This is a genomic window from Kitasatospora sp. NPDC054768 (genome assembly GCF_053612025.1).
This window is the reverse complement of the sequence record NZ_JBSHBN010000035.1, coordinates 1-22,826: the sequence shown is the minus strand read 5'-3', so window position 1 is coordinate 22,826 and position 22,826 is coordinate 1. Positions and strand designations below refer to the sequence as shown.

The 22,826-nt window shown below is 74.2% G+C and carries 24 protein-coding genes; 11 read left to right on the top strand and 13 right to left on the bottom strand.

All coding sequences use genetic code 11. The annotated features are described in order from the left end of the window. Positions 1-3 precede the first annotated feature (3 nt). Complete coding sequence (locus ACWGKU_RS13640; protein WP_452178314.1) at positions 4-324, top strand: DMT family transporter; 321 nt, start codon at positions 4-6, stop codon at positions 322-324. 67 nt (positions 325-391) lie between these two features. Here ACWGKU_RS13640 and ACWGKU_RS13635 read toward each other — a convergent pair whose 3' ends face one another. After that, positions 392-1,099, bottom strand: a complete 708-nt coding sequence (locus ACWGKU_RS13635; RefSeq protein ID WP_452178316.1) for a TetR/AcrR family transcriptional regulator — start codon at positions 1,097-1,099, stop codon at positions 392-394. A 79-nt stretch (positions 1,100-1,178) separates the two neighbouring features. On the opposite strand from ACWGKU_RS13635, the gene ACWGKU_RS13630 reads away from it, so the two are divergent. Together ACWGKU_RS13630 and ACWGKU_RS13625 are read left to right on the top strand one after the other, a co-directional pair. Next, a complete protein-coding gene (locus ACWGKU_RS13630; protein WP_452178317.1) occupies positions 1,179-2,111 on the top strand; it encodes a zinc-binding dehydrogenase in 933 nt (310 codons plus the stop codon). A 195-nt stretch (positions 2,112-2,306) separates the two neighbouring features. Continuing rightward, positions 2,307-3,026, top strand: a complete 720-nt coding sequence (locus ACWGKU_RS13625) for a hypothetical protein (protein WP_401044950.1) — start codon at positions 2,307-2,309, stop codon at positions 3,024-3,026. Between the two features lie 59 nt (positions 3,027-3,085). Here ACWGKU_RS13625 and ACWGKU_RS13620 read toward each other — a convergent pair whose 3' ends face one another. From ACWGKU_RS13620 to ACWGKU_RS13610, 3 genes are read right to left on the bottom strand one after another with little or no spacing between them, the layout of a single operon-like run. Continuing rightward, on the bottom strand, positions 3,086-3,922 hold the full coding sequence (locus ACWGKU_RS13620; protein WP_452178318.1) for an NmrA family NAD(P)-binding protein: 837 nt from the start codon (positions 3,920-3,922) through the stop codon (positions 3,086-3,088). Between the two features lie 41 nt (positions 3,923-3,963). Beyond that, the gene (locus tag ACWGKU_RS13615; protein WP_452178319.1) at positions 3,964-4,545 is read right to left on the bottom strand and encodes a hypothetical protein; all 582 of its coding nucleotides are present in this window, start codon (positions 4,543-4,545) and stop codon (positions 3,964-3,966) included. A 58-nt stretch (positions 4,546-4,603) separates the two neighbouring features. Then, positions 4,604-5,590, bottom strand: coding sequence for a quinone oxidoreductase family protein (locus ACWGKU_RS13610; RefSeq protein ID WP_401044959.1), 987 nt, complete (start codon positions 5,588-5,590; stop codon positions 4,604-4,606). 109 nt (positions 5,591-5,699) lie between these two features. On the opposite strand from ACWGKU_RS13610, the gene ACWGKU_RS13605 reads away from it, so the two are divergent. Next, positions 5,700-6,035, top strand: coding sequence for an ArsR/SmtB family transcription factor (locus ACWGKU_RS13605; protein ID WP_401044962.1), 336 nt, complete (start codon positions 5,700-5,702; stop codon positions 6,033-6,035). 75 nt (positions 6,036-6,110) lie between these two features. Here ACWGKU_RS13605 and ACWGKU_RS13600 read toward each other — a convergent pair whose 3' ends face one another. Together ACWGKU_RS13600 and ACWGKU_RS13595 are read right to left on the bottom strand one after the other, a co-directional pair. Continuing rightward, on the bottom strand, positions 6,111-7,901 hold the full coding sequence (locus ACWGKU_RS13600) for a hypothetical protein (RefSeq protein WP_452178320.1): 1,791 nt from the start codon (positions 7,899-7,901) through the stop codon (positions 6,111-6,113). A gap of 265 nt (positions 7,902-8,166) precedes the next feature. Then, positions 8,167-8,934, bottom strand: a complete 768-nt coding sequence (locus ACWGKU_RS13595) for a CDP-alcohol phosphatidyltransferase family protein (RefSeq protein WP_359901911.1) — start codon at positions 8,932-8,934, stop codon at positions 8,167-8,169. 398 nt (positions 8,935-9,332) lie between these two features. Here ACWGKU_RS13595 and ACWGKU_RS13590 point away from each other — a divergent pair, with 398 nt between their 5' ends. Both ACWGKU_RS13590 and ACWGKU_RS13585 read left to right on the top strand, forming a co-directional pair. Continuing rightward, the gene (locus tag ACWGKU_RS13590) at positions 9,333-9,908 is read left to right on the top strand and encodes an NUDIX hydrolase (RefSeq protein WP_452178321.1); all 576 of its coding nucleotides are present in this window, start codon (positions 9,333-9,335) and stop codon (positions 9,906-9,908) included. A 71-nt stretch (positions 9,909-9,979) separates the two neighbouring features. Then, positions 9,980-10,669, top strand: a complete 690-nt coding sequence (locus ACWGKU_RS13585) for an HAD family hydrolase (RefSeq protein WP_401052560.1) — start codon at positions 9,980-9,982, stop codon at positions 10,667-10,669. A 56-nt stretch (positions 10,670-10,725) separates the two neighbouring features. On the opposite strand, the gene ACWGKU_RS13580 is transcribed toward ACWGKU_RS13585, so the two are convergent. The 3 genes from ACWGKU_RS13580 to ACWGKU_RS13570 all read right to left on the bottom strand — a co-directional run bounded on the left by ACWGKU_RS13580 (position 10,726) and on the right by ACWGKU_RS13570 (position 12,063). Further along, a complete protein-coding gene (locus ACWGKU_RS13580; protein ID WP_452178322.1) occupies positions 10,726-11,439 on the bottom strand; it encodes a YidC/Oxa1 family membrane protein insertase in 714 nt (237 codons plus the stop codon). A gap of 82 nt (positions 11,440-11,521) precedes the next feature. Continuing rightward, positions 11,522-11,842 carry a DUF6412 domain-containing protein gene (locus ACWGKU_RS13575; protein WP_401052564.1) on the bottom strand — a complete coding sequence of 107 codons (321 nt, stop codon included), beginning with the start codon at positions 11,840-11,842 and terminating at the stop codon, positions 11,522-11,524. 68 nt (positions 11,843-11,910) lie between these two features. Next, positions 11,911-12,063 (bottom strand): hypothetical protein, encoded by a 153-nt coding sequence (locus ACWGKU_RS13570; protein ID WP_452178323.1) that lies wholly within the window; start codon positions 12,061-12,063, stop codon positions 11,911-11,913. Between the two features lie 227 nt (positions 12,064-12,290). Between ACWGKU_RS13570 and ACWGKU_RS13565 the strand changes: the two genes are divergently transcribed. Both ACWGKU_RS13565 and ACWGKU_RS13560 read left to right on the top strand, forming a co-directional pair. After that, positions 12,291-12,575: a type II toxin-antitoxin system Phd/YefM family antitoxin gene (locus ACWGKU_RS13565; protein WP_063349249.1), complete on the top strand. Its 285-nt coding sequence runs from the start codon at positions 12,291-12,293 to the stop codon at positions 12,573-12,575. After that, positions 12,568-12,990: a type II toxin-antitoxin system VapC family toxin gene (locus tag ACWGKU_RS13560; protein ID WP_380701554.1), complete on the top strand. Its 423-nt coding sequence runs from the start codon at positions 12,568-12,570 to the stop codon at positions 12,988-12,990. Before ACWGKU_RS13565 ends, ACWGKU_RS13560 begins: the two co-directional genes overlap by 8 nt. Here ACWGKU_RS13560 and ACWGKU_RS13555 read toward each other — a convergent pair. Both ACWGKU_RS13555 and ACWGKU_RS13550 read right to left on the bottom strand, forming a co-directional pair. Next, positions 12,977-13,579 (bottom strand): hypothetical protein, encoded by a 603-nt coding sequence (locus ACWGKU_RS13555; RefSeq protein WP_452178324.1) that lies wholly within the window; start codon positions 13,577-13,579, stop codon positions 12,977-12,979. The two genes, ACWGKU_RS13560 and ACWGKU_RS13555, sit on opposite strands and share 14 nt — an antisense overlap. A 55-nt stretch (positions 13,580-13,634) precedes the next feature. Beyond that, on the bottom strand, positions 13,635-14,711 hold the full coding sequence (locus ACWGKU_RS13550) for a Gfo/Idh/MocA family oxidoreductase (RefSeq protein ID WP_452178325.1): 1,077 nt from the start codon (positions 14,709-14,711) through the stop codon (positions 13,635-13,637). 287 nt (positions 14,712-14,998) lie between these two features. On the opposite strand from ACWGKU_RS13550, the gene ACWGKU_RS13545 reads away from it, so the two are divergent. The 3 genes from ACWGKU_RS13545 to ACWGKU_RS13535 all read left to right on the top strand — a co-directional run bounded on the left by ACWGKU_RS13545 (position 14,999) and on the right by ACWGKU_RS13535 (position 17,992). After that, positions 14,999-15,778, top strand: a complete 780-nt coding sequence (locus tag ACWGKU_RS13545) for an HAD-IIA family hydrolase (protein WP_387691752.1) — start codon at positions 14,999-15,001, stop codon at positions 15,776-15,778. Positions 15,779-16,017: 239 nt separating this feature from the next. After that, entirely contained in the window at positions 16,018-16,746 is a 729-nt protein-coding gene (locus ACWGKU_RS13540) for a uracil-DNA glycosylase (protein WP_401055519.1), read from the top strand. 187 nt (positions 16,747-16,933) lie between these two features. Beyond that, positions 16,934-17,992, top strand: a complete 1,059-nt coding sequence (locus ACWGKU_RS13535) for a glycoside hydrolase family 6 protein (protein ID WP_452178326.1) — start codon at positions 16,934-16,936, stop codon at positions 17,990-17,992. A gap of 108 nt (positions 17,993-18,100) precedes the next feature. On the opposite strand, the gene ACWGKU_RS13530 is transcribed toward ACWGKU_RS13535, so the two are convergent. Together ACWGKU_RS13530 and ACWGKU_RS13525 are read right to left on the bottom strand one after the other, a co-directional pair. Further along, positions 18,101-20,032: a galactose oxidase-like domain-containing protein gene (locus ACWGKU_RS13530; RefSeq protein WP_452178327.1), complete on the bottom strand. Its 1,932-nt coding sequence runs from the start codon at positions 20,030-20,032 to the stop codon at positions 18,101-18,103. 129 nt (positions 20,033-20,161) lie between these two features. Continuing rightward, complete coding sequence (locus tag ACWGKU_RS13525) at positions 20,162-22,276, bottom strand: glycosyltransferase family 2 protein (RefSeq protein WP_452178328.1); 2,115 nt, start codon at positions 22,274-22,276, stop codon at positions 20,162-20,164. Positions 22,277-22,826: the final 550 nt, after the last annotated feature.

The following is a 22,826-nucleotide window of genomic DNA, read 5'->3' as shown; positions in this document are numbered from 1 at the left end:
GCCGTGTCCTGGCTCCTCCTGCTCGCCGCGGGCCTGGTCGAGGTCGTCTGGTCGCAGAGCATCAAGCCGACCGACGGCTTCACCCGCCCCGGCCCCACCGCGCTGTGCGTACTGCTCGGCGCGCTGTCCGTCTACCTGCTGTCGCGGGCCATACGCGACCTCCCGGCCGGCCTCGCCTATGCGATGTTCACCGGCATCGGCACGGTCGGCGCCATCACGCTCGGGACCGTCCTGCGGCACGAGTCGCTCGGCGCGGGCCGGGCGGCCGCGCTGGTGCTGATCGTGGCCGGGCTCGTGCTCGCCCGGCTCACCGCCGCGGACTGACGGCGGCCCTCGGTGCGGCGGTGCCGGGCCGCGTTCGGGCCCGCGGTGGCTCGGCCGGTGCCGCGGCTCAGGCCCGCCGTGGTTCGACCGATGCCGCGAGCGCGCCCGGCAGTTCGGCGCAGGCCGTCCGGAGCCGTCGTGCGAGGTCGGCGCGGGTGTGCCCGGACGGCTGTGCCACCCAGCCGTCCATCGCCTGGTGGAACGCGGCGACCAGCATGTCCGTCGCCAGCCGGGCGCGCGGCGCGGCACCCGCCTCGGGGCCGTCGAGGGCGAACCGGCGGGTGACCGTCGACACCGCCTCCCGGGTCGCCCGCTCGCAGAAGGCCAGCCCGTGGGCGTCCATCGAGGGCGTCCGGGCGGCCAGTCGGCGGCTCGCCAGGGCGCGTTCGGCCCAGCCGTCGGCCGGCATCCGGTCGATCGCCTCGGTGAGAGTCCCCTCCAGGAGGGCCATCAGCCGGCCGTCGTCCGACGGCCGGCTCTCCAGCACCTCCAGGAACGTCGTCCACAGGTCCTGGGTGGGCGCCATCGCGACGTCCTCCTTGCTGGAGAACGCGCGGAAGAAGGTCCGCTTGGAGACCTCGACGGCCTCGCACAGCCGGTCCAGGGTCACCCCGTCGAAGCCGTGCTCGCCGAACAGCTCCAGGGCGGTGTCGATCAGCGCCTGACGGGTGCGCAGCTTCTTGCGCTCGCGCAGCGGGAGCGCGGCGCCCGGCGCTTCGGGGGCCTGTTCGGCACCGCGCTCCGGTGCCGTGGCGGTGGCCTTCTCGGGAGTCATCGCGGTCAGTCTAGTCGGGGCCATAATGCCACCTGTAGGCTTATGCCACTTGGTGGCAGAATCTTGGGGAGGATCCTCCATGCGTGCACTCCTGGTCGACCGCTCGGCCCCCGGCGGCCTGCGCCTCGGTACGGCCCCGGACCCCGAGCCGGCGCCCCACCAGGCGCTGGTCCGGGTCACCGCGACCTCGCTCAACTACGGCGAGGTCGCCTTCGGCCTCGACACGGCCCCCGACGGCACCGTCCTCGGCTGGGACGCCGCCGGCATCGTCGAACGCGCCGCCGCCGACGGCTCCGGCCCCGCCGAGGGGACCCCGGTGGTCACCCTGATGCCGGCCGGCGGCTGGGCCGAACTCCGGGCGGTGGACACCGGGTTGATCGGTGCCGCACCCGTCGGTGCCGACCTCGCCGCCCTCGCCACCGTCCCGGTCGCCGCCCTCAGCGCCCTGCGCGCGCTGCACCGCATCGGCCCGCTGCTCGGCCGCAGCGTCCTGGTCACCGGTGCCACCGGCGGCGTCGGCCGGTACGCCGTCCAGCTCGCCCGGGCGGCGGGCGCGCACGTGGTCGCGTCCACCGGCTCGCCGGACCGAAACGGCGAGGTGCTGCGCCGCCTCGGCGCCCACGAGGTGGTCGCCTCGCCGAAGGAGACCGCCGGGCCGGTCGACGGCGTGGTCGACGTCGTCGGCGGCCCCCAACTGGTCGAGGCCTACGAGGCCCTGGGCCCCGGTGGCGTCCTGGTCGCCACCGGCCACAGCTCCGGCCGGGGCGAGGAGTTCGCGTTCGGCACCCTGTTCGGCGACGCGAACAGGCACGACCGCGCGGTGGTCTCCTTCTACCTGCTCGGCTGCACCGGCCTCGGCCGCGACCTCGGGTGGCTCGCCCACCGGGTGGCGGCGGGCGAGCTGGACCCCGGTATCACCTGGCGCGGCGACTGGGACGACGCGGCCGAGGCGGTCGACGCCCTGCTCGGGCGGCGGCTGCACGGCAAGGCGGTGCTGACCATCGGCGCCTGAGGCCTCCCGCGGGCCCGGTCCGGCTTCCGTCCGGGCTCGCCGCGCCCGACCCGTCCGGGGCCGCGACGCACCGCCCGTGCGCGGCCCCGCCCACTCGGACGGGTCAGGAGCTGTCGCTGTGGAGCGCGATGTTGCCAAGCATGGGGACGTACGGGCCCCTCGGCCGCCGAACACCGACCAGGAGAGGGATCCTCGGTGCGTGAACTCCACAGTCCCCCCAGCCACGGCCCCGGCCACCGTCCGCTGCCGGGGCGTCCGCCGCTCGGCCGTTCCCGGGGCGGCGACCGGCGACCCGGCCGGAGCTGGACCCCGCAGCGCACGATCGCGCTGATCGCGGCGGCGTCCGGTGCCGTCGTGCTGGTGGCCTGCAGCAGCTCGTCGGGCACGTCGACCGGCTCGCCGTCCGCCACCCTGCCCAACGCCAGCGCCTTCTCCGGCGAGCCGCCCTCCGCCATCGCTTCCGCCGCGCAGTCGCTGCTGGCCTCGGCGTCGGCCGCGGGGGTCTCGGCGTCGGCGGCCGCCTCCGAAGCCGCCGCCTCCCTCTCCGCGGCGGCGTCCGCCTTCCAGGCGTCCGTGTCGGCGCAGCAGGCGGCGACCCGGGAGAAGGCCGCCTCGGTGCTGAGCGGGGTGACGGACGGCGGCAACGCGCTGAACGACGTCACCATCACCGGCCTCTCCCGGCAGAGCACCGGAGGCCTGCACGCGGTAATCGTGACGATCCAGAACCCGGGGCCCAACGCGGCCTCCTACGCGGTCCAGGTCGACTTCACCGACTCCAGCGGCAAGGCCGTGGACAGCTCGATCGTCGGCGCCGAGAACGTCCCGGCGAACGGCAAGGCCCAGCCCGTCGCCTTCAGTCGGCAGCCGGCCGACCAGCCGTTGACGCCCGTGGTGGTCAAGGCCGTCCGCTACTGACGTCCCACGGTGCGGCCCGACGGCCCGACGGCCCGACGGCACGGCACACGGCCGCCGGGCTACCGGAAGTCCGCCGCGTGATCCCGCACCCAGCCGCGGACGTCGCGCGGCGGACGCCCGAGCACCTCCTGCACGGTGCCGGTCACCCGCTCCGGCTCCCGCGTGAACGACTCCCAGGCGAGGAGCCGGGCGTCCACGAACGCCGCGTTCCCCCAGGCGGCCGTCAGCTGCTCGCGGGCCGTCTCCGGCGGCAACTCCTCCCACCGCACCGTGACGCCCAGCTCCTCGCCGATGATCCCGGCCAGCTCGGCGTGCGAGAGCGACTCCGGGCCGGTGACCACGTACCTGGCGCCCTCGTGCCCGTCCTCGGTGAGCGCCCGCACCGCGACGTCCGCGATGTCCCGCTCGTGCACCAGCGAGCGCCGCGCCCGCCCGTACGGCCAGCGGACCACGCCCTCCCGCACCTGATCGGCCCAGGCCAGCAGATTGCCCGCGAAGTCGATCGCCCGGACGAAGGTCCAGTCCAGGCCCGAGTGCCGGATCAGCCGCTCGATCTCCTGGTGGAAGATCGCGGCCGGCTCGTCGTCGGCGAGGTCCGCCACGTCCGCCGACAGGTAGACGACCCGCCGGGCGTGCCGGGCGATCAGCTCCACCACCCGGGGCCGCACGGGCAGCCCGGGCCACATCAGGTACACCGCCTCCACCCCGCCGGCCAGCGCCGGCCCCAGGCTCTCGGGCTCCGTCAGATCGCCCTGGACGGCCTCGACCCCCGCGGGCAGTACGGTCTTCGCGGCATCGCGCACCAACGCCCGTACCGCGTGGCCGCCTTCGACCAGCGAGGCCACAACGTGCCTGCCCACACTGCCGGTTGCGCCGATCACCAGAATCTTGGTCATGCCCGGCCCAACGCCGACCGGGCGGGGGCTATGCCCGGGGACTACCAGCCCGGCGCCACCGGCCCGACGGGTGCCAGCCCGACCTGCCGGGCCAGCCACTCGGCGCGCTCGACGTCGCCCTGACGGAAGTGGATGAACAGGGTGTGGTCGTCCGCGGGCCGGTCGAAGTCGACGTTGTCGCTGCTGAGGGCGATCTGGACGCCGGCGTCCTTGGCGCGGACGTCGAGGCCGAGTTCAGGGGCGGCCGGCCAGGCGAAGCCTTTCCAGGACAGTGAAGCGGGCGAGGAGCCGAGGAGGGCGAGGAACCTGTCCTCGATCGACCCGACGGGCCGCTCGTCCAGATGGAACGCGAACGGGGCCAGTGCGTCCACCCGGGGACCGCCCGCCGCCAACAGCCGTCGGAGCTCGTCGGTCCCGACGGGCCGCTCCTGGCCGCCCGGGTACACGTGGTCGGGAAAGGCCTCGAACAGCCGCCGGGCCTCCGCCGCCGTGAGCTCGTCCGCGTACGCGTTCGCCTCCGTCGAGCGCCGGTGCACGGTGATGCCCAGCAGCCGCCGGGCGGCGTCGTAGGCGACCCACCGGTTGGTGGTGCGCAGGACCGGAAGGACGTTCGAGGTACTCATGGCGGTGAGTCAAACAGACCGGGCACGGAGCGTCATGCGGATTCTCCGGCCCCCGGACTCAGCCGCCGACGCGCACCACGTACTTGCCGGTCGCCAGCCCGTCCTGCATGGCGTCGTGGGCGGCCGGGACGGCGTCGAGACCGGGCAGTTCGGTGACCGGCAGTTCGAGGCCCCCGTCGGCGAGCAGGTCGAGGACCCGGCGGATGGCGCGGGCCAGCCGCTCGGGGGCGGTGGCGGCCAGGCCGCGGTGGCTGAAGCCGGTGACGGTCAGGTTGCCCGCCATCAGACGGCCGAGCGGGGGCAGGTCGGCGACGGTGCCGCCGCCCGCGTTGCCGAACAGCACGATCCGCGCGCCGGGCGCCGCCACGGCGAGGTCGAGGTCGAGCGCCGCGGTGCCCAGCGGGTCGAGCACCAGGTCGACGCCCCGGCCGCCGGCGGCGGCGCGAATCGCCTCGGCCGCTTCGTCGGTACGGGCGAAGGCGTGGTCGTAGCCGGAGGCGATCGCCGCCGCGGCCTTCTCCGGCCGGCCGACCGTGCCGATCAGCCGGCCGCCGCCGAGCAGCGGGACGAGTCGGGCGACGGCGTTGCCGATCCCGCCGCCCGCCGAGTGGACGAGGACGGTGTCCCCGGCGGTGAAACGGCCCGCGTCGGTCAGCAGCAGCACCGAGGTGGCCAGGCCCAGCGGGACGGCGGCGGCCTCGCGCAGCGCCACCCCGTCCGGGAGCGGCACGGTGAGCGCGGCCTCCGCGACCACCACCTCGGCCAGGCCGGCGCCGACCGGCGCGGCGACCACGCGGTCGCCCACCGCCAGTCCGGTGACGCCCGCGCCGAGCGCGCGGACCGTGCCGGAGACCTCCTTGCCGGGCAGGTACGGCCAGTCGGCGGCGTACGCGGCGTCCCCGCGGCGGGTCATCACGTCCACGAAGTTCAGTCCGGCGTAGGCGACGTCGATCGCCACCCGCCCCGGTCCGGGGTGCGGCGCCGCGATCTCCTGGATCTGCGAGTTCTCGGCTCCACCGGGTGCGGTCATCACCAGTGCGCGCATGTCGGTCCCCCTCGACTACGATGTTCGACGAACGACGAAGTTGGTGCGGGTCAGTGGTACCACGCCGTTTCCATGGATGTCGAACATCGCAGATCGGAGAGGTCGACCCATGCCCCGCAGCACCCGCCGCCGACCGGCGCTCGCGCACCCCGCGACCGAGGAGATCGACCTCTTCGACGTCCTGCACGCGCTCTCCGACCCCACCCGGATGACCATCGTCCGCATCCTGCGCACCGAGTCCGAGCGGGCCTGCGGCACCTTCCCGGTGGACGTCGCGCCCTCCACCCTGAGCCACCACTTCAAGGTGCTGCGCGAGTCCGGCCTGATCGCCCAGCGCGAGGAGGCCAACCGGCGCTTCTCCGCCCTGCGCACCGTCGACCTGGAGCGGCGCTTCCCCGGCCTGCTCGACACCGTGCTCGCCGCGCACGCCCGTACGGCGGGCTAGCGGCCGGGGTGCGCTCGACGCCTGTCCGGCGTCGGGTCATCGGTGCCTGCCCGCTCCCGGGCGTCCGGCGCCCGCTCAACGCCGGTGCCAGACGGCCCAGTTCTGCCCGGCGTCGAACCGCTCGACGTACCAGTCGGCGGGGTGCCCGGGCCAGTAGGCCTCCGGCGGCCTCCCCGCCCCGGGCAGCGGGAGGACCATGACGTTCGCCTCCGCCGGGACGGGCTGCCAGCGGGGGTCACGGAACCAGACCCGACCGCGGTAGACCTCGAAGGTCTGGGCGGCGCGCAGCGACCAGTCGACATCCCAGGCGAACACCACGTTGTCGTCCGCGGTGATCCCGGAGGCGCGGGTGAAGCCGGTCGCCAGGCCCTCGCGCCCCACCGCGTGCGGCCGGGCGACCTGCGCGGTGATCGTCGAGGTCGCGAAGGCGGCGAACAGCGCCAGCGATACGCCGAGCGCCCCGAGCACCCGGCGCCCCCCGCTGTTGCGGACCAGCACCGCCGTGCCGAGCGCGAACACCACGGCGGCGCAGGTGCGGGGCAGGTCGATCCGGCCCCAGTCCGCGGCCAGGAACGAGACGTCGGGCAGGGTCCAGGGGATGAACATCGACGTGTGCAGCCGCTCGCCGGCCTCCAGCGCCACGACCCCGGCGAGCAGCAGGACGAGCCCGGCCGCCACCGCCGCCGTCCGGACCAGTGCCCGGCGCCCGTACCCGGCGAGCACCGCGACGCCCGCCACGAAGGCCGCCGGGACGAGGTAGGAGGTGTAGCGGGCGTACACCCAGTCGTCGACCCGGCCGTCCAGCGGCAGCGCGGCGGAGGCGGCCAGGGCCGTGCCGAACAGCAGCGCCACCAGCACGCCGCCGGTGATCCGCAGCGCCCGCGGCGGGCGGCGGTCGAACACCGCGCCCAGGCAGGCGACGACGGCGAGTCCGCCGATGCCCCAGGTGGAGGCGATGAAGTACCAGACCTGACCGGCGGCCCGGGCGAGGGTCTGCAGGGTGATCGCCGGATCGGTCAGGCCCTTCCAGAGGGAGCCGCCGACATCGCTGTCCGGGACGGTGAACTGCGCGTGCAGCCAGGCCGACAGCAGCTCGGCGCCGAGCACGCCGAGGCCGAGCGCCGCGAGCCCGGGCGCCGTGGCGCGCCACGGCGCCCGGCGCAGCAGCAGGACGCCGAGGAGGACGGCGGCGGTCAGTGCGACCACCACGCCGCCGCGGTCGTGCACCGCCATCGCGCAACCGGCCGACGCCCCCGCCCCGACGGCGTGCCAGGTGCGGCGCCGCAGCGGGCCGTCGGCCAGCCAGCCGTGCAGGCAGAGCAGCCAGGCGAGCACCAGGACGGGCAGCACGGCGTCGGTCATCACGAACTGCGAGTAGAAGACCACCGGCGGCAGCAGTGCGGTCGCGGCGCCGAAGGCGTACGAGCGGCGGCGGTTCAGGCCGAGGCGGCGCAGTGCGACGTAGGCGAGCGGGAAGACCAGCGCGTTGACGGCGGCGTTGACGCCCATGACCAGGTGGTAGGCGGTCGCCGGGTCGTCGGCCAGGCGCAGGGCGGGGGATATCAGCAGGGGGTAGCCGCCGGGGACGACCACGCCGACCGGGATCTCGGTGGCCGAGCCGCCGGCCAGCACCCGGGCCAGGGCGAGGTAGGAGTCCTCGTCGGGGTGGACCGACGGGAAGCTCATGGACCGGACGAGGACGAGCCGGAACAGCAGCTCGGCGAGGTAGCCGGCGAGCAGCACGGCGGCGGGCCGGGTGGCGGCCGTCCGGACGGCGGCGGCGCGGGCGGTGGCGAGCAGGGCCGGGGCGGGGCGGTCCTGGGCGGGCCGGGGAGGGTGCGGCCGGGTCGTCGTGCGGGGTGGCATGGGAGTGCCCCCTTCTGTCGGACTGTCGGACGACTGTATATGTCGATGGACTGCATATGTAGTCCGACTGGTTCCGAAGAGGGGGGTGGTTCCTGGGATCCGTCCGGGCCGACCGGTCGCCGAGAAGTCCGGCACGACCTCGCGCGGCGGCGTCGCGGCGGCGGTGGTGGCGGCCCGCCGCGTCCGCCCGGCGACGGGCTCGGCGCCGGTCCCTCCCCCGGCGGGGGAGGGGCGCGTCAACCCGCCGCGGGTGCGCCCCGGCCGCTCAGCGCAGCCGCGAGGAGGACAGGATCGACGCCAGGTGCGCGACCACCATGCCCCAGGTGATCACCGTGATGCCCGCGAGCGTCCACCGGGTGGCGTCCAGGTTGCCGAGCCCGGCGTCCACCACGGCCGCCGCCAGCAGCACCAGCGAGGCCTCGATGCCGTTCGTCACCCGGTGGATCTTGAACAGCGAGGCGACCTTGCGGGCCGTCGCGATGCCCTGGGAGCGCGGCTGCGTCGACTCCTCGGTGGCCGGAAGCTGCCCGCTGCGGGCCCGGGCCACGTCCACCAGGTCCGTCGAGGCCTTGAGCAGCACCACGCCCAGCGCGGCCGCCAGCCCCGCCGACACCCACAGCTCCGAGCCGCCGCGCGCCGCCCGTACGCCCGCGCCGATCATCAGCGCGGCGTCCGCCAGGTAGGCGCCGAGCCGGTCCACGTACACCCCGGCCATGCTGAACTGGCGCTTCCAGCGCGCCACTTCGCCGTCCACGCAGTCGAACAGCAGGAACAGCTGGAACAGCACGACGGCCAGCGCCGCGCCGGTCACGCCCGGGATCAGCAGGGCCGCGCCGCCACCGACCCCGCACACCACCATCACCCAGGTGAGGGTGTTCGGCGACACCGAGGTGCGCACCAGCTGCCGGGTGGTCCGCAGCGAGACGGCCCGCATGTACAGCCGGCCCGCCCAGTGCTCGCCGTTGCGGCTCTGAAGCTTGGCCTGCGGCTGGCACACCTCGCGCAGCTCGGCGAGCGCCGGAGCAGCCACCATGACGACATCCCTCCACCTGTCCCGAAACGATCACCACAGGCTACGGCCTCCGGGGAAACGCCCGGACCAGCCGGTATGCCGCCGGCGGTACGGGAGGTGTCCTCCGGGGGAACGTCTGCCGCGGACGTCCGCGGGCCGGGTGCGGCCCGGCCGGGTACGGGCCCGCGCGGGCGGCGGTGGGCGCGTGCGTGCGGCCCGTGCGGGCAGCGGTGGCCCCGCGCGGGCGGCGGGGAAAACCGGTGGGCCGCCCGAGCGCCCCCGGGCTAGGCTGCGCGGGTTCGCCGGAACCCGAAGCCCCGGGGCCGAACGCCCGCCCCGACCTCCCGCTCCCGCACGCCGGTTGACGCGGTCCGCGCGGCCCGCACGGTCTCCCGGAACGGAACGAGGAGCGCAGACCCATGGTGACCACGGGCAGCCCGTCACAGAGCCCCGACCTGGCCCGACTGCTGGACGACCACCGCCCGCAGGGCCCGGTGGAGACCGCCGACCACGAGCGGGCCCGCCGCCTCCTCGGCGTCGCCGACGCCTGGAACAGAAGCACCTTCCCGCTGCACTTCACCGCCTCCGCCCTGATCGTCCACCCGCCGACCCGCCGCGTCCTGCTGCGCTGGCACGTCCGCCAGCAGGCCTGGCTGCACGTCGGCGGCCACGGCGACCCGGGGGAGACCCGGCCGCTGGACATCGCCCTGCGCGAAGGCCTGGAGGAGACCGGCCTGACCGACCTCACCCCCTGGCCCGGCCCCGCCCTCGTCCACCTCGCCGTGGTGCCCGTCCCCGCCTCGCCCGCCGAACCCGCCCACGAGCACGCCGACCTGCGCTTCCTGCTGGCCACCGAAACCCCGGAGCAGGCCCGGCCGGAGAACCCGGCGTCCCCGCTGGAGTGGCTCACCGTCGAGGAGGCCGGGCGGCGGACCACCGAGGAGAACCTCCGCGAGACCCTCCACCGCGCCGCCCGGCTGCTGCCGCCCGCCTGACCGGCCTCCACCGCCGCCGTTCCGTGCCGCCCTTCCCTGCCGCCCGACCGACTTCCCCTGGAGACCACCGGATGATGCACACCGACCAGACCCTGATCTTCGACGCCGACGACACGCTCTGGGAGAACAACGTCCTCTTCGAGCGGGTCATCGACGGCTTCCTTGACTGGGTCACCACCACCCCGGCCGAGCAGGAGCGCACCAGGGCCCTGCTGAACCGGATCGAGGCCGCCAACTCCGCCACCCTCGGCTACGGCGCCACCGTCTTCCGGCAGAGCCTCGCCGACTGCCTGGAGCAGCTCAACAGCCGCACCCCCACGGCCGCCGAGCAGGCCCGGATCGACGACCTGCTCACCCCGCTGACCAGCCGCGACGTCGAACTGATCCCCGGCGTCGCCGACACCCTGGCCGCCCTCGCCGACCGCCACCACCTGCTGCTGCTCACCAAGGGCGACCAGGGCGAACAGCGGCGCAAGGTGACCGAGTCGACCATCGACCACCACTTCCGCGGCATCCACATCGTCGCCGAGAAGTCGGTCGACACCTACCGGCAGCTCACCGCCGACCTCGGCCTCGACCCCGGCCGGACCTGGATGATCGGCAACTCGCCCAAGTCCGACATCGCCCCCGCCCGCCGGGCCGGCCTGCGCACCGTCTTCATCCCGCACGAGCACACCTGGGTGCTGGAGCACGCGGAACTCGGCCCGGACGAGGCGACGCTGCAGCTCGGGACCTTCCCCGAGCTGCTGCGCCACTTCTGACGGCCGGGCCGTCGGGTCATCGCCCGTCAGGTCGTCGCCCGTCGGGTCATCACCCGTCAGGCCAGCAGCGCGGCCGACGGCACCGGCGTGCCGTCCCGGTACAGCCAGGCCCGCTCGGCGGCCGACCAGACACCGGCCGTCAGCAGGTACAGCACGGCGGCCACCGGCACCAGCGCCGCGAACAGCACCGACCCGAACGACAGGTACGGCAGCAGTCCCGCCCCCGGCTGCGGGGCGGGCTGCGCCGTCACCGTCGCGGCTGCGGTCGCGGCCGTGCGTCGGGCCCGGCGGAAGTTGACGAACCCGACCGCCGCCAGCCCGGCGAACAGCACCCCGAACACCGCCCACTGCCCGGCGCCGTGCGCACCCGTGACGTGCAGGCCCAGCGGCACACCGAACAGGGTGTGGTCCAGCAGATCGTTCGGCGTGGTGAACAGGCGGTACATCACCGAGAAGAACGGCACCTGCACCAGCAGCGGCAGACACCCCGCGAACGGCGACACCTGCTCCTTGCGATACATCTCGGCCAGCGCCTCCCGCAGCCGCTCCGGCCGGTCCTTGTGCTTCCTCTGCAGCGCGGCGACCTTCGGCGCCAGCCGCGCCCGGGCCTTCTCCCCGCGCGCCGCCGCCCGCGCCAGCGGGTGCAGCGCCAGCCGGACGGCGACGGTGAACAGGACGATGGCGAGTGCGGTCGGCACCAGATGGGCGACAGCGGCGACGACGGCGTGCGCCAGGGCGACGGCCGGGTCGAGAACGGCGAGTACGGACATGGTGGAGCGAGCCCTCCGGGGTCTCAGGAATGAGTGAACGGCGGAGGACGGCTGCGAAGAACTGCCTACGGAAGAAGGGGGTTCACGCGGCCGCCAGGGCCGCCCCCGGCGCCCTCGGGCGTCGCCTGCCCCGGGCGTCCGGATCACGCTGCGGAAGGAACGCCGTACCGAACGCCCGACGCCGCAGCACCCCGCTGCGCACCGCCGCCGGCGCCCGCGCCCCCAGCATCCGCGCCCCGGCCAGCGCCCCGGCGACCGCCCCGGCCACCAGCGCCACGGCCGCGACGGCGGCCACCGACGCCAGCGTCCCGCTGTCGGCCACCAACTCCCCGGTCAGCACCCGGAGCAGGCCCAGCAGCATCGCGACGACGGCCACGGCGCGCTCCCCCTCCCGGTGCTCCATCGGCTTCCTGACGTACCAGCAGGACGATCCTACGGCGCACCGGGTTCCCGCTCCATCGGGGAAATCCCCTACGGCGCGTCCGCCGCCTCCGCCCACACCCGCGTGCCCCCGTCCGCCTCCGTCGCCAGCCACAGCTTCGCCGCGAGCCGCTTGTTGTGCCCCGGCAGCGGCTCGGTTCCCGCCAGCGCCAGCAGCAGTACCCACCGTTGCTTCCGCGTCACTGCGTCGGCCTCCTGGCCAGTCCCGTCCGGTACGGGGGCGCCCGATCGCGCAGTACCGGTCGCTGTCCGTGAACGTGCCGTGCCCGACCGGACAGAAGCCCCCCTCTGTTCGAATGATCGGTGGTCGAACCTAGCCGATCGGGCGCGGGCGGGGGCGGGTTTCGGGGGAACGGGCGGGGGCCGTTCGGGGTGTAGCCGGCGGGGCTACGCGGGGCTACTTTGGAAGGGTGAAGACGATTACCCAGCGGGAGTTCCGGAACAACTCCGCCGCGGTGATGGACGCGGTGGAGGCGGGCGAGACCTTCCACATCACCAGGAACGGGGTCGAGGTCGCCGAGCTGCGGCCGGTGTCCGGGCGTCGGCGGCTCACGGCGGAGGAGCTGGTGGCGCGGCACGTGAAGCTGCCGCGGGTGGACTACCAGCAGATGCGCAAGGAGGCCGAGGAGTACTTCGGGCCCGAGGAACTGGTCGGGGACGAGGGAGACGACCCGTTCGAGCGGCGGCGTGGCTGAGCGCCGCAGGGCGTCCCGGAGGCGGCCGGCCGGGGTGCTGGACACCTGCGTCTACATCGACCTGGCGCTGCTCAACGCGTCCGACCTGCCGGCGGTGCCGGAGCTGACCGCGATCACCTTCGCCGAGCTGCAGCAGGGCGTGTCGATGGCCCGGGACCCGGCCAGCCGGGCGGCCCGGCTGGAAGTGCTGGGCGCGGCGATGGCGGATTTCGACCCGCTGCCCTTCGACGCGGCGGCCGCCGCCCGCTACGGGACGCTGGTCACGCTCACCATCGCCGCCGGGCGGCAGCCGCGCCCGCGCCGGATAGACCTGATGATCGCCGCGGTCGCCTCGGCCCACGGGCTGCCGCTGTACACCCGCAACGTCGCGGACTTCCGGGGGCTGGGCTCGGCGGTGGAGGTCATCGGGGTGTGAGGGCGGCGGCCCCCTCCTGCTCGACCCGGTCGGCCAGGGCGGCCGCCTGCCGCAGTGCCACCGCCCGGTCCCGGGTGCGCAGCAGGACGGTGTTGCCCCCGCGCTTGTCCCGGTCGCTCCCCGCCTTGGCGGCGACGGCCCAGAGCGGGCGGCCGAGCAGCTGCAGGACGAGCCAGCGGAGCCCGGAGTCCAGGCCCACGAGCACGGCGTACGGAACGAGGACGATCAGTCCTTCGCCGCTGCCCGGATCGACGTTCCGGAACGGGTTGTAGTCGTTCAGCCGCTTCCGGGTCGCCCTGAACCGCCCGAGCCACACCACCGCGATCCGTACGGTCACGGCGTCGGGCCCGGTGACGTCGATGTAGCCGAGGGCGTCGGCTCCGGTCCGGCGGCCCTCCGCCCAGGCCGCCCGGTTCGCGGCGATGGAGGTGACCAGCTCGCGTTCGCACGCCTCGGCCTGCTGCGCCTTCTGCCGCGCCTCGAACTCCGCGGTCCACGCGCTCTCGCGCTTCTTCTGTTCGGCGGACCACGCCCGTTCGCGATCGCGACGCTCGTCGGCGCCGATCTGCCGCCCCCGTTGACTGCTCATCCGCTCATCGTAGGAGGCGAGTCCGTGGGGGCGGCAGGTTCCGGCGAGGCATTCCTCAGCCCGGGCGGACCGCCGTCCCGGTCGCGGCGGAGGTGCGGGCGGCCTCCAGTACGGCCAGGGCGGCCACCGCGTCGCGCGGGTCGACCGGGGGCGGGGTGCCCGGGTTGGTCAGGGCGCCGGCGATGCCCGTGTAGAAGGCGGGGTAGTCGCCCGGGTCGGTGGGCAGCGAGATCGCGGACTCGTCGGTGCCGAGGGTGCCGTAGTGCGCGGGCCGGTCGGCGCCCCAGGGGTGGGTGCCGTCGGGGCGCAGGCCGGCCCGCAGGTCGGCCTCCTGCGGGTCCATGCCCGGCTTGACGTAGCCGGCGGTGTCGCCGAGGACCCTCAGCCGGGGCCCGATCAGCGGCGTGACGGCGCTGGCCCACAGGTGCGAACGGGTGCCGCAGGTGTGGGTGAGGGCGAGGAAGGCGTCGTCGTCCACCACCGCGCCGTCACGCCGCACGTCGATCTCCGCGTACACCGTCTCGACCGGGCCGAACAGGGTGAGCGCCTGGTCGACCAGGTGGCTGCCCAGGTCGTACAGCGTGCCGCCGACCTCGGCCGGGTCGGCCAGCTCCCGCCAGCCCGGCTTGGGCTTGGGGCGGAAGCGCTCGAAACGGGACTCGAAGCGGTGCACCCGGCCGAGCGCGCCGCCGCGCACCAGCCGGGTCGCGGTGAGGAAGTCGCCGTCCCAGCGCCGGTTGTGGAAGACGGAGAGCAGGACGCCCCGCTCCTCGGCGAGCCGGCACAGCTCCCGTGCCTCGGCGGCGGTGCCGGCCAGCGGCTTGTCCACCACGGTGGCCAGGCAGGCCCGCAGCGCGGCGCGGGCGAGCGGCGCGTGGGTGCGGTTGGGCGAGGCGATGACGACCAGGTCGAGCGCGTCCGGGTCGGCGAGCAGCTGCTCGGGCGTGTCCACGGCGCGGGCGCCGGGGTGCTCGCGCGCGAGCTGGGCGCGCCGGTCCGGGTTGGCGGTGACCACGGCGTCCAGCCGCAGCCCCGGGGTGGTGGCGATCAGCGGCGCGTGGAACGCGGAGCCGGCCAGGCCGTAGCCGATCAGGCCGACGCGGAACGGGCCGGGGGTCGTCTTCGGGTTCATGCGCCTACTCAATCACGAGGTGCCTGATTGCTCCCGGTTCGGTGAACGGCACCGGGGAGTACGGAGGGCGCCCGGGCGGGAGGGGCCTCGGGGGTGGGCGTCGGGGAGGGTCCTCGGGGTGGGTGTCGGGCCGGTGGAAGGGGCAGGTGACGCGGGTGCGGGAGGCCGGGTCGGCGCCGGTCCGGTGGGCGGGACGTCCTGTTCCCGTGCACCCGGGCGGATTAGGCTGTGCCGGGTCAGGGCCCTCGTACGACGCAAGACGCTGCAACACTTCGGGAGAAACGCACGTGGCAGACCGCAAGCCCATCGAGTCCTGGCTGACCGACATGGACGGGGTCCTCATCCACGAGGGCACGCCGATTCCCGGGGCGGAGGAGTTCCTGCGCAAGCTGCGGGAGTCCGGCAAGCCGTTCCTGGTCCTCACCAACAACTCCATCTACACTCCGCGCGACCTCAGCGCCCGGCTGGCCGGGATGGGGCTGGAGGTGCCGGAGGAGTGCATCTGGACCTCCGCCCTGGCCACGGCCAAGTTCCTCAAGAGCCAGCGGCCGAACGGCACGGCGTACGTGATCGGCGAGGCGGGGCTCACCACCGCCCTGTACCAGGCCGGTTACGTGCTGACCGACAACAACCCCGACTACGTGGTGCTCGGCGAGACCCGCACCTACTCCTTCGAGGCGCTCACCAAGGCGATCCGCCTGATCAACCAGGGCGCCCGGTTCATCTGCACCAACCCGGACGAGACCGGCCCCTCCCCGGAGGGCGTGCTGCCGGCCACCGGCTCGGTCGCGGCGCTGATCACCAAGGCGACCGGCGTCGAGCCGTACTTCGTCGGCAAGCCCAACCCGCTGATGATGCGCGAGGCGCTGAACACCGCCGGCGCCCACTCCGAGACGGCGGTGATGATCGGCGACCGGATGGACACCGACATCGTCGCGGGCATGGAGGCCGGCATGGAGACGATCCTGGTGCTCACCGGCCTGACCGCCGCGTCCGACGTGGAGCGGTTCCCGTACCGGCCGACCCGCGTGGTCCAGTCGATCGCGGACCTGGTCGAGCTGGTCTGACCTCCGCGGTGCTGTCGTGGGCCCCGTTCCGGCCGGTCGCCGGGGCGGGGCCGCTGCGTATCCGCGGCGGGGGCGCTGCGTACCCGGGGCGGGGCCGCCGCGTATCCGGGGAGGGGCGGGCGGGCGCCGGCCGTAGCCCGGAACCCGCTCCGGGGGCGTGAGTTGTCGGTGGGGCTGTGTAGCGTTCGGGGTGAAAGAGGGCGTGCGGCGCAGCAGCCGCGGTGTTGGAGGTAGATGTCGTGACGGACACGGTCGAGGCGGGCGTGGTCGAGGCCGGCGAGGGCGGCGGGCTGGAGCTGCCCGAGTCCTGGCGCGGGGTGCTGGGCGCCGAGACGGAGAAGCCGTACTTCGCGGAGCTGGCGGCCTTCGTGGCGGCCCAGCGCGCGGAGCACGAGGTGTTCCCGCCGAGCGGCCAGGAGTTCGCCGCGCTGGACGCCACCGCGTACGACAAGGTCCGGGTGCTCGTGCTCGGCCAGGACCCGTACCACGACAACGGGCAGGCCCACGGCATGAGCTTCTCGGTGCTGCCGGGCACCAGGACGCCGCCGTCGCTGCGCAACATCTTCAAGGAGCTGGACGCCGACCTGGGCATCCCCGCCCCGGACAACGGCTACCTGATGCACTGGGCCGAGCAGGGTGTGCTGCTGCTCAACGCGGTGCTCACGGTCCGCGCGCACGAGGCCAACTCGCACAAGGCGAAGGGCTGGGAGAAGTTCACCGACGCGGTGATCAAGGCGGTGAGCGACCGCGAGGAGCCCGTGGTCTTCGTGCTGTGGGGCAACTACGCGAAGAAGAAGCTGCCGCTGATCGACACCGCCAAGCACGTGGTGGTGCAGGGGGCGCACCCGTCGCCGCTGTCGGCGAAGCTGTTCTTCGGCAGCCGTCCGTTCTCGCAGATCAACGCGGCGCTGGACTCCTTCGGCGGCGAGGCCATCGACTGGCAGGTGCCGAACCTGAAGGAGGCGTGAGCCCCCGCCGGAGCGCCGCCGCGCGTTCCTGAGCACTTCCGGGCGCCGGTGGCCGGGGACCGGACGGGTTCGATGTCCCGTCCGCCCACGGCCACTTGGCGTTCACCGACGGTGGGCGTCGACCGGTGCCGGGTGTGCTTAGCTGGTGCCGACCGGTCGCCGGACCGGTCCCGGGGAGGAGCGGTACGTGCACGGGCTGGGGCGGGCAGGGGCGTTGCGCGGGGCCGTGGGGGCGCTGCTGGCCGGGGTGGTACTGGCGGCCGTGTCCGGCTGCAGCGGGTCGGACGGCGGCGAGCGGCGAACCGGGTCCGCTCCGTCCGCCGCGGGTGCGGCCGATGGCGCGGCGGCGGGCGCGGGCTTCGCCCAGCTTCCCGGCCAGGCCTTCTACGTCTCCGATCGGACCAACGCCGCCCACCAGGTGTCCGCGCTGCGCGGGCAGGGCCGGACGGCGGAGGCCGACGAACTGCTGCGGATCGCCGCCCAGCCCTCCTCGCAGTGGCTCGGCGAGCAGGGCGCCGGGGAGATCGCCGAGCAGGTGAGCCGACGGGCCGCCGAGGCGGGCCGGACGGCGGTCTTCGTCGCCTACGACATCCCGCACCGCGACTGCGGCCAGTACTCGGCCGGCGGCGCCCCCGACGCGGCCGCCTACCGGGCCTGGATCACCGGCGTCGCCCAGGCCCTCGGCGACCGCAAGGCCTGGGTGGTGCTGGAGCCGGACGCCGTCGCGCACACCCTGGACACCTGCGGGATCAAGGGCGACCTGGCCGCCGAGCGGTACGGCCTGCTGGCCTTCGCCGTCCAGGAGCTGAAGAAGAACCCGAACGCGCGGGTCTACCTGGACGCGGGCAACCCCGGCTGGGCGCAGGACCCGGAGGAACTGGCCACCGCCCTGCGCAAGTCGGGCATCGCGGCGGCGGACGGCTTCGCCGTGAACGTCGCCAACTTCTACGACACCGCGCGGAACGCGGCGTACGGCGCCAGGCTCTCCGCGGCCCTGGGCGGGAAGAACTTCGTCATCGACACCAGCCGCAGCGGCAACGGGGCCCTGGGCGGCGACTCCTGGTGCAACCCGCCCGGGCGGGCGCTCGGCGAGCGGCCGACCACCGAGACCGGCCGGCCCGGGGTGGACGCCTACCTGTGGATCAAGAACCCGGGGGAGTCGGACGGCGACTGCGGCCGGGGCGAGCCCCGGGCGGGCGAGTTCTGGTTGCCGTACGCGCTCGGGCTGGCGCAGGCGGCGCGCTGAGGCCGCCCGTGCCGGCCCGGGCGTGACGGAGCGGCGGCACGGGCCCGCGTGTGTGCCTGTCCCGGCCGCCCGCGCCGGCCCGGGCCCGCACGGCGCGGGCCGTTGCGGCTACGCGGTGACCTGGATCCAGCGGGCGACCGACGGGGTGCCGGCGGCGTCCGTCAGGAACAGCATGTACCAGCCCGGCGGCAGCAGGTCGGGGTTGCGGGGCAGGGTCAGCGAGATGCCGTCCGCCGTCCGTCCGGCGATGTCCAGGGCCACCGAGCGCTGTTCGACGTCCGTCACGTGGGTGACCGAACTCGGCCGGATCAGCTTGGCGCCGGCGACCGCCTCCGGCCGTGCGGTGCCGACGGCCAGCGTGCCGCCGAGCCCGGCCGCCTGCGGAACGGCACCGACCTGCGGGCGTTCGCCGTGGTACAGGTACGGCGGGGTGTAGATCTCGATGCGCTGCTCGAAGCCGCCGGGCCGGGTCTCGGCCTTGTCGGCGAAGAGCGGGTTGGAGCCCAGCACGGCGACCCGGCCGTCCGGCAGCAGGAGCGCCTCGGAGTGGTAGTCGCGGCCGACGGCCGGCTCGGCGGCGGTGCTGAAGCTGTTGGTGTCCGGGTGGTACACCTGCGCCTTCAGCAGGTCGCTGTCGCCCCGGCCGCGGTAGCCGCTGGAGCCGCCGGTGGTGAAGACGGTGTCGTCCGGGAGGATCACGCTGTTGAGGTAGCGGGTGCCGCCGGCCGGCAGGTCCGGGCCCGGGGTGAAGGCGGGCGCGGCGGAGGACAGGTCCGCGATGTCGGTGCGGGCCGTGGACAGCGGGGACTCGCCGACGCCACCGCCGCCGAGCACCATCACCTTCTGCGCCTGCGCGGGCGGCAGCAGCACCGATGAGGAGGTCTCGGTGAGGTCGGGGTCGCGCAGGCCGGGGACGGGTTGGAAGGCCCCGGTCGACACGTCCCACAAGCCGGGCTCGCGGCCCTTGTCGCCGGGGCCGTAGCCGCCGTTGGAGCCGGAGTAGAAGAGCTTGCCGGAGACGGTCAGGAAGATCGCCGGGTAGGTCGGGAAGTAGTGGTCGGGGCCCTTGGACCAGGACTTGGTCCTCGGGTCGTAGACCTCGTTGTCGTTGCCGTCGAGGATCTCCCCGGTGTCGTCCAGGCCGGAGACGGTGACCACCCGGCCGTCGCCCAGCCCGGTCAGCGTCGGGTACCAGCGGGCGTGGGCCATGTCGGTGACCGGCTCGTAGAGCTCGGTGTCCGGGTTGAACTCGAAGGCGGAGCGGATGCCCTGGTACTCCTGCTTGTCCAGGGTGAGCTTCTCGTTCTGCCCGTACAGGTTGTGGGCGTCGGTGCCGCTCAGGCCCTTGATCCGATACTGGGCGGGGGAGTCGGAGACGTAGTCCGGGCCCGGGCCGACCGCCTCCACGTACACCCGCTGCTCGCCGGCGGTGACCACGGTCTCGCGGCCGGAGCCGGTCTTGGTCGCGGCCGGGACGGTCACCGGGGCGGTGCTGGCGTACTCGTGGCCGTTCGGGGCGACGAAGACGGTGCCCTTGGGGAAGGTCCGGTCGCGCTCCGGGCTCTCGTTGCGCACCCGCATGATGCCGGCCGCCTTCTTCACGGCGGCGGCCAGTTTCTCGTAGCGCTGGGTGCCGCCGGCCACCAGGACGCGGCCGTCCGGCAGCGAGGTGTGGCCGCCGCAGAACATGTCGGCCGGGGTGGGGACCAGCTTGTAGGTGTTCGCGGCCGGGTCCCAGAGCAGGCTCTTGAAGGTGCCCGCGTTGAACTGCTTCTCGTCGTTGCCGGAGCCGGCCACGATCAGGACCTTGCCGGTGCGCAGCAGGGTCGCGTGCACGGCGTTGACCCGGAACTCGGCGGGCAGCGACAGGGTCTGCCAGTGGCCGTACTGCGCCTTGTACTCGGGGCGGTTGATCACGTAGTGGTGGTACTGCTCGGAGGCGAAGCCGAGGACGGCCGGCGCGTTCATCCCGGCCACGGTCAGCGCGACGGTGCTGCCGAGGGCGAGGCGCTTGGTGCGGCCGGCCTTGTGGATCTTCACGGTGGGTGCTCCCCTCGGGAGGCGGTCGGGTGCCGGGCCGGGGCCGGGCTGGGGCTGGGCTGGGCTGGGCTGGGGGCCGGGGCTGCTCGGGGTGGGCTCTGTTCGGTGGGCGGGCGTCCGTGGGTGCTGTCAGTGGGGGGACGTGCCGCTGCCGGCGTGGTCGGGTGCGGGGCGGTCGGGTGCGGGCCGGGTGGGCGACGAGTCCGGTGCCGTGCGTGCGGGCGGCGAGGTCCGGGGGTCGCGGGCGTGGCGCGGGCGGCGCTTCTCCAGGAGGACCGTCGGGGTGGCCGTCGGGCCGCCGGTGACGGTGAGGTTGGCGGTGGGGCGGGTCCGGCGGCGGCGGACGGCGTCGCCGGCGGTGATCAGGACCGGCAGGAGGGTGAGCACCAGGGCGATCCAGGCCCAGGCGCGCATCGCGGCGTGGTCGTAGCCGGTGACGTAGGAGGCGATGATCGCGCCGCCGAACACCAGCGTCCAGAACAGGTGGAAGCGGAAGGTGCCGAGCCGGTCGGCGCTGGCCGAGCGGCCCTTGGGCGTCACCACGAAGCGGCTGCGCACTCGCAGCAGCGACTGGAGCAGCGAGGCCGCGTAGACCGGGCCGCAGAGCGCCGACATCACCATCCCGGCGACCCCGGAGGAGCCGGCCGGCTCGTGCGGGCTCACGTTGTGCTTGCGGTTCCAGGTGTAGAGCAGGAGCTGGAGCGCGGCGGCGTCGCTGTAGAGCATCATCCAGATCTCCGAGGAGACGTGCACGCCCGATGCGCCGAAGCCCAGGTAGAGGACGCTGGACAGGCCGCCGAGCAGCCAGGTGAGCGCCGCCATCGGGTAGAAGCCCACCATCAGCGTGTAGTTGAGCAGCCGCCCGGGGGACAGCTGCCACAGCACCCGCCAGTACTGGGTGAAGAGGGTCTCGTAGGTGCCGCGGCTCCAGCGCAGTTGCTGGGAGAAGAAGTCGGTCCAGGAGGACGGTCCTTCGCCGACCGCGAGCACGTCCGGGGTGTACACGGACTTCCAGCGTTCCCCGGTCTCCGGGTTTCGGCTGCGGTGGAACTCCAGACCGGTCGCCATGTCCTCGGTGATGGAGTCGTACAACCCGCCGATCGACTGGAGCGCGCTGATTCTGACGGCGTTGTTGGTGCCCACGAACATGGGCGCGCCGTAACGGTTTCCGGCGCGTTGGACGAGGGCGTGGAAGAGGTACTGCTGGCTCTCGGAGAATCTGGTGACGGCCGAGCCCGAACTGCGGTAGTTCCCGTACACCTGGGGGCCGACCACGAATGCCACGTCGGGGTCGCGGAAGTAGCCGAGCATCCGCTCGCAGAAGTCCGGCAGCGGAACGTGGTCGGTGTCCACGGACACCCAGAACTCGTAGTCGTCGCCGTGGGCCTGGAGCCAGGCGTTGTAGTTGCCGTGCTTGGTGCCGACGCGGAACCTGCCCTTCGGCCGGTTCCACTGCGGCCGGCCGGCGCGGCTGAAGTGCCGCACGCCCAGCTCGGCGCAGAGCTCCCGCATTGCAGGATCGTTTCCCTCGTCCAACAACCAGACGTCGTAGGGTCCGTTGTGCCGTACGGCGCGGGCCGCGGTCAGCGTGGCCCGGACCATCTCCGGCGGCTCCTTGTCCGGCACGCAGGTGGTGAGGAAGGCGACCCGGGTGCCGGGCACCGGCGTCACCGGGACCGGGTCACGGGCGACCAGCGTGGCATGGGTGTTGGAGACGACGTTGACCAGCCGGAACACCTCGACGACGGCGATGATGCCGATCATCACCTTGTCGCCGAGCAGCACCAGGGCGTTCGTCTCGTCCAGCCGTTCGGGCCAGTGCTCCGGCAGCAGCAGCCAGACCAGCAGCACCGCCTCCACCACCGGGGCGGCGACCATCAGCAGCGCAGCGCGGATCCGGTGCGGCTCGCGGCGCAGCAGGCTGCGGTACCGGACGCGGTAGGGGGCCGCGGGCGGTGGCTCGTACGGGGGAGAGGCGTACGGGGTGGTCTCCGAAGCGGGGTCGTGCGGGGCGCTCGCCGACGCGGGGCCGTACGGTGCGGCCGGTTCGGGCCAGTAGACGCCGCCACCGAGTTCGTCGTCCTCGTCCGGGTCGTACGCCGGGCCCGCGAGACGACTGAAGTGGCCGTAGTCGTACGGGGCTTCGGGTGCGGGAACGGCGCTGAGGGCGGCCTCGTCCAGCTGCCCGGCACCTCGCCCGCCGGCCGTTCCGGCGCCCTTTCGCCGCGAGAACGGCGTGGTCATGGCTGCTCCCCCCGGAGTTCGCTCCGTGCTCGGCTCGCTCGGCCTTCGCGTGGGCCTGCCTCGACTCGGAGCCGTCCGGGTGGAACTCGGTGGAACCGGCCGGAATCGGCTGGAACGGGACCGGGTGAACTGCGCTTCTCAGGCAGTTCCCGGGCCGTCCAGGACATTCGCCGGGTTCTGCCGGTTCTGTCGCGCGTCGGTACGGGGGCTTCGAATCCGGGATCCCGATGCACTTTCCAGCTTCCCCTCCGGGCGCTCCGGGATCCTTGGCCTCATCAACTCTCCCCGAGTGCACCGGTGATCGCAACCAATCCGGGAGATCGCCGCCGCCCAAGCATGAAGATGCCACGGTTCCCGGCCGGTCCGGCGGGCCTTGGTGCTATTGCGGTGAATTCGCCCGGGCCCGGGCGGCGATCCGTGGAACTCGGGGGCGGCGGAGGCCTGTTGAGAGGGGCGCTTGTGGGGGCGGTCACGGGGGCGGTCACGGGGGCTGTCTCTTATACACAACTCACAGCCCACGATACCCCAGAGCAACTCGTAAGCCCTCTTA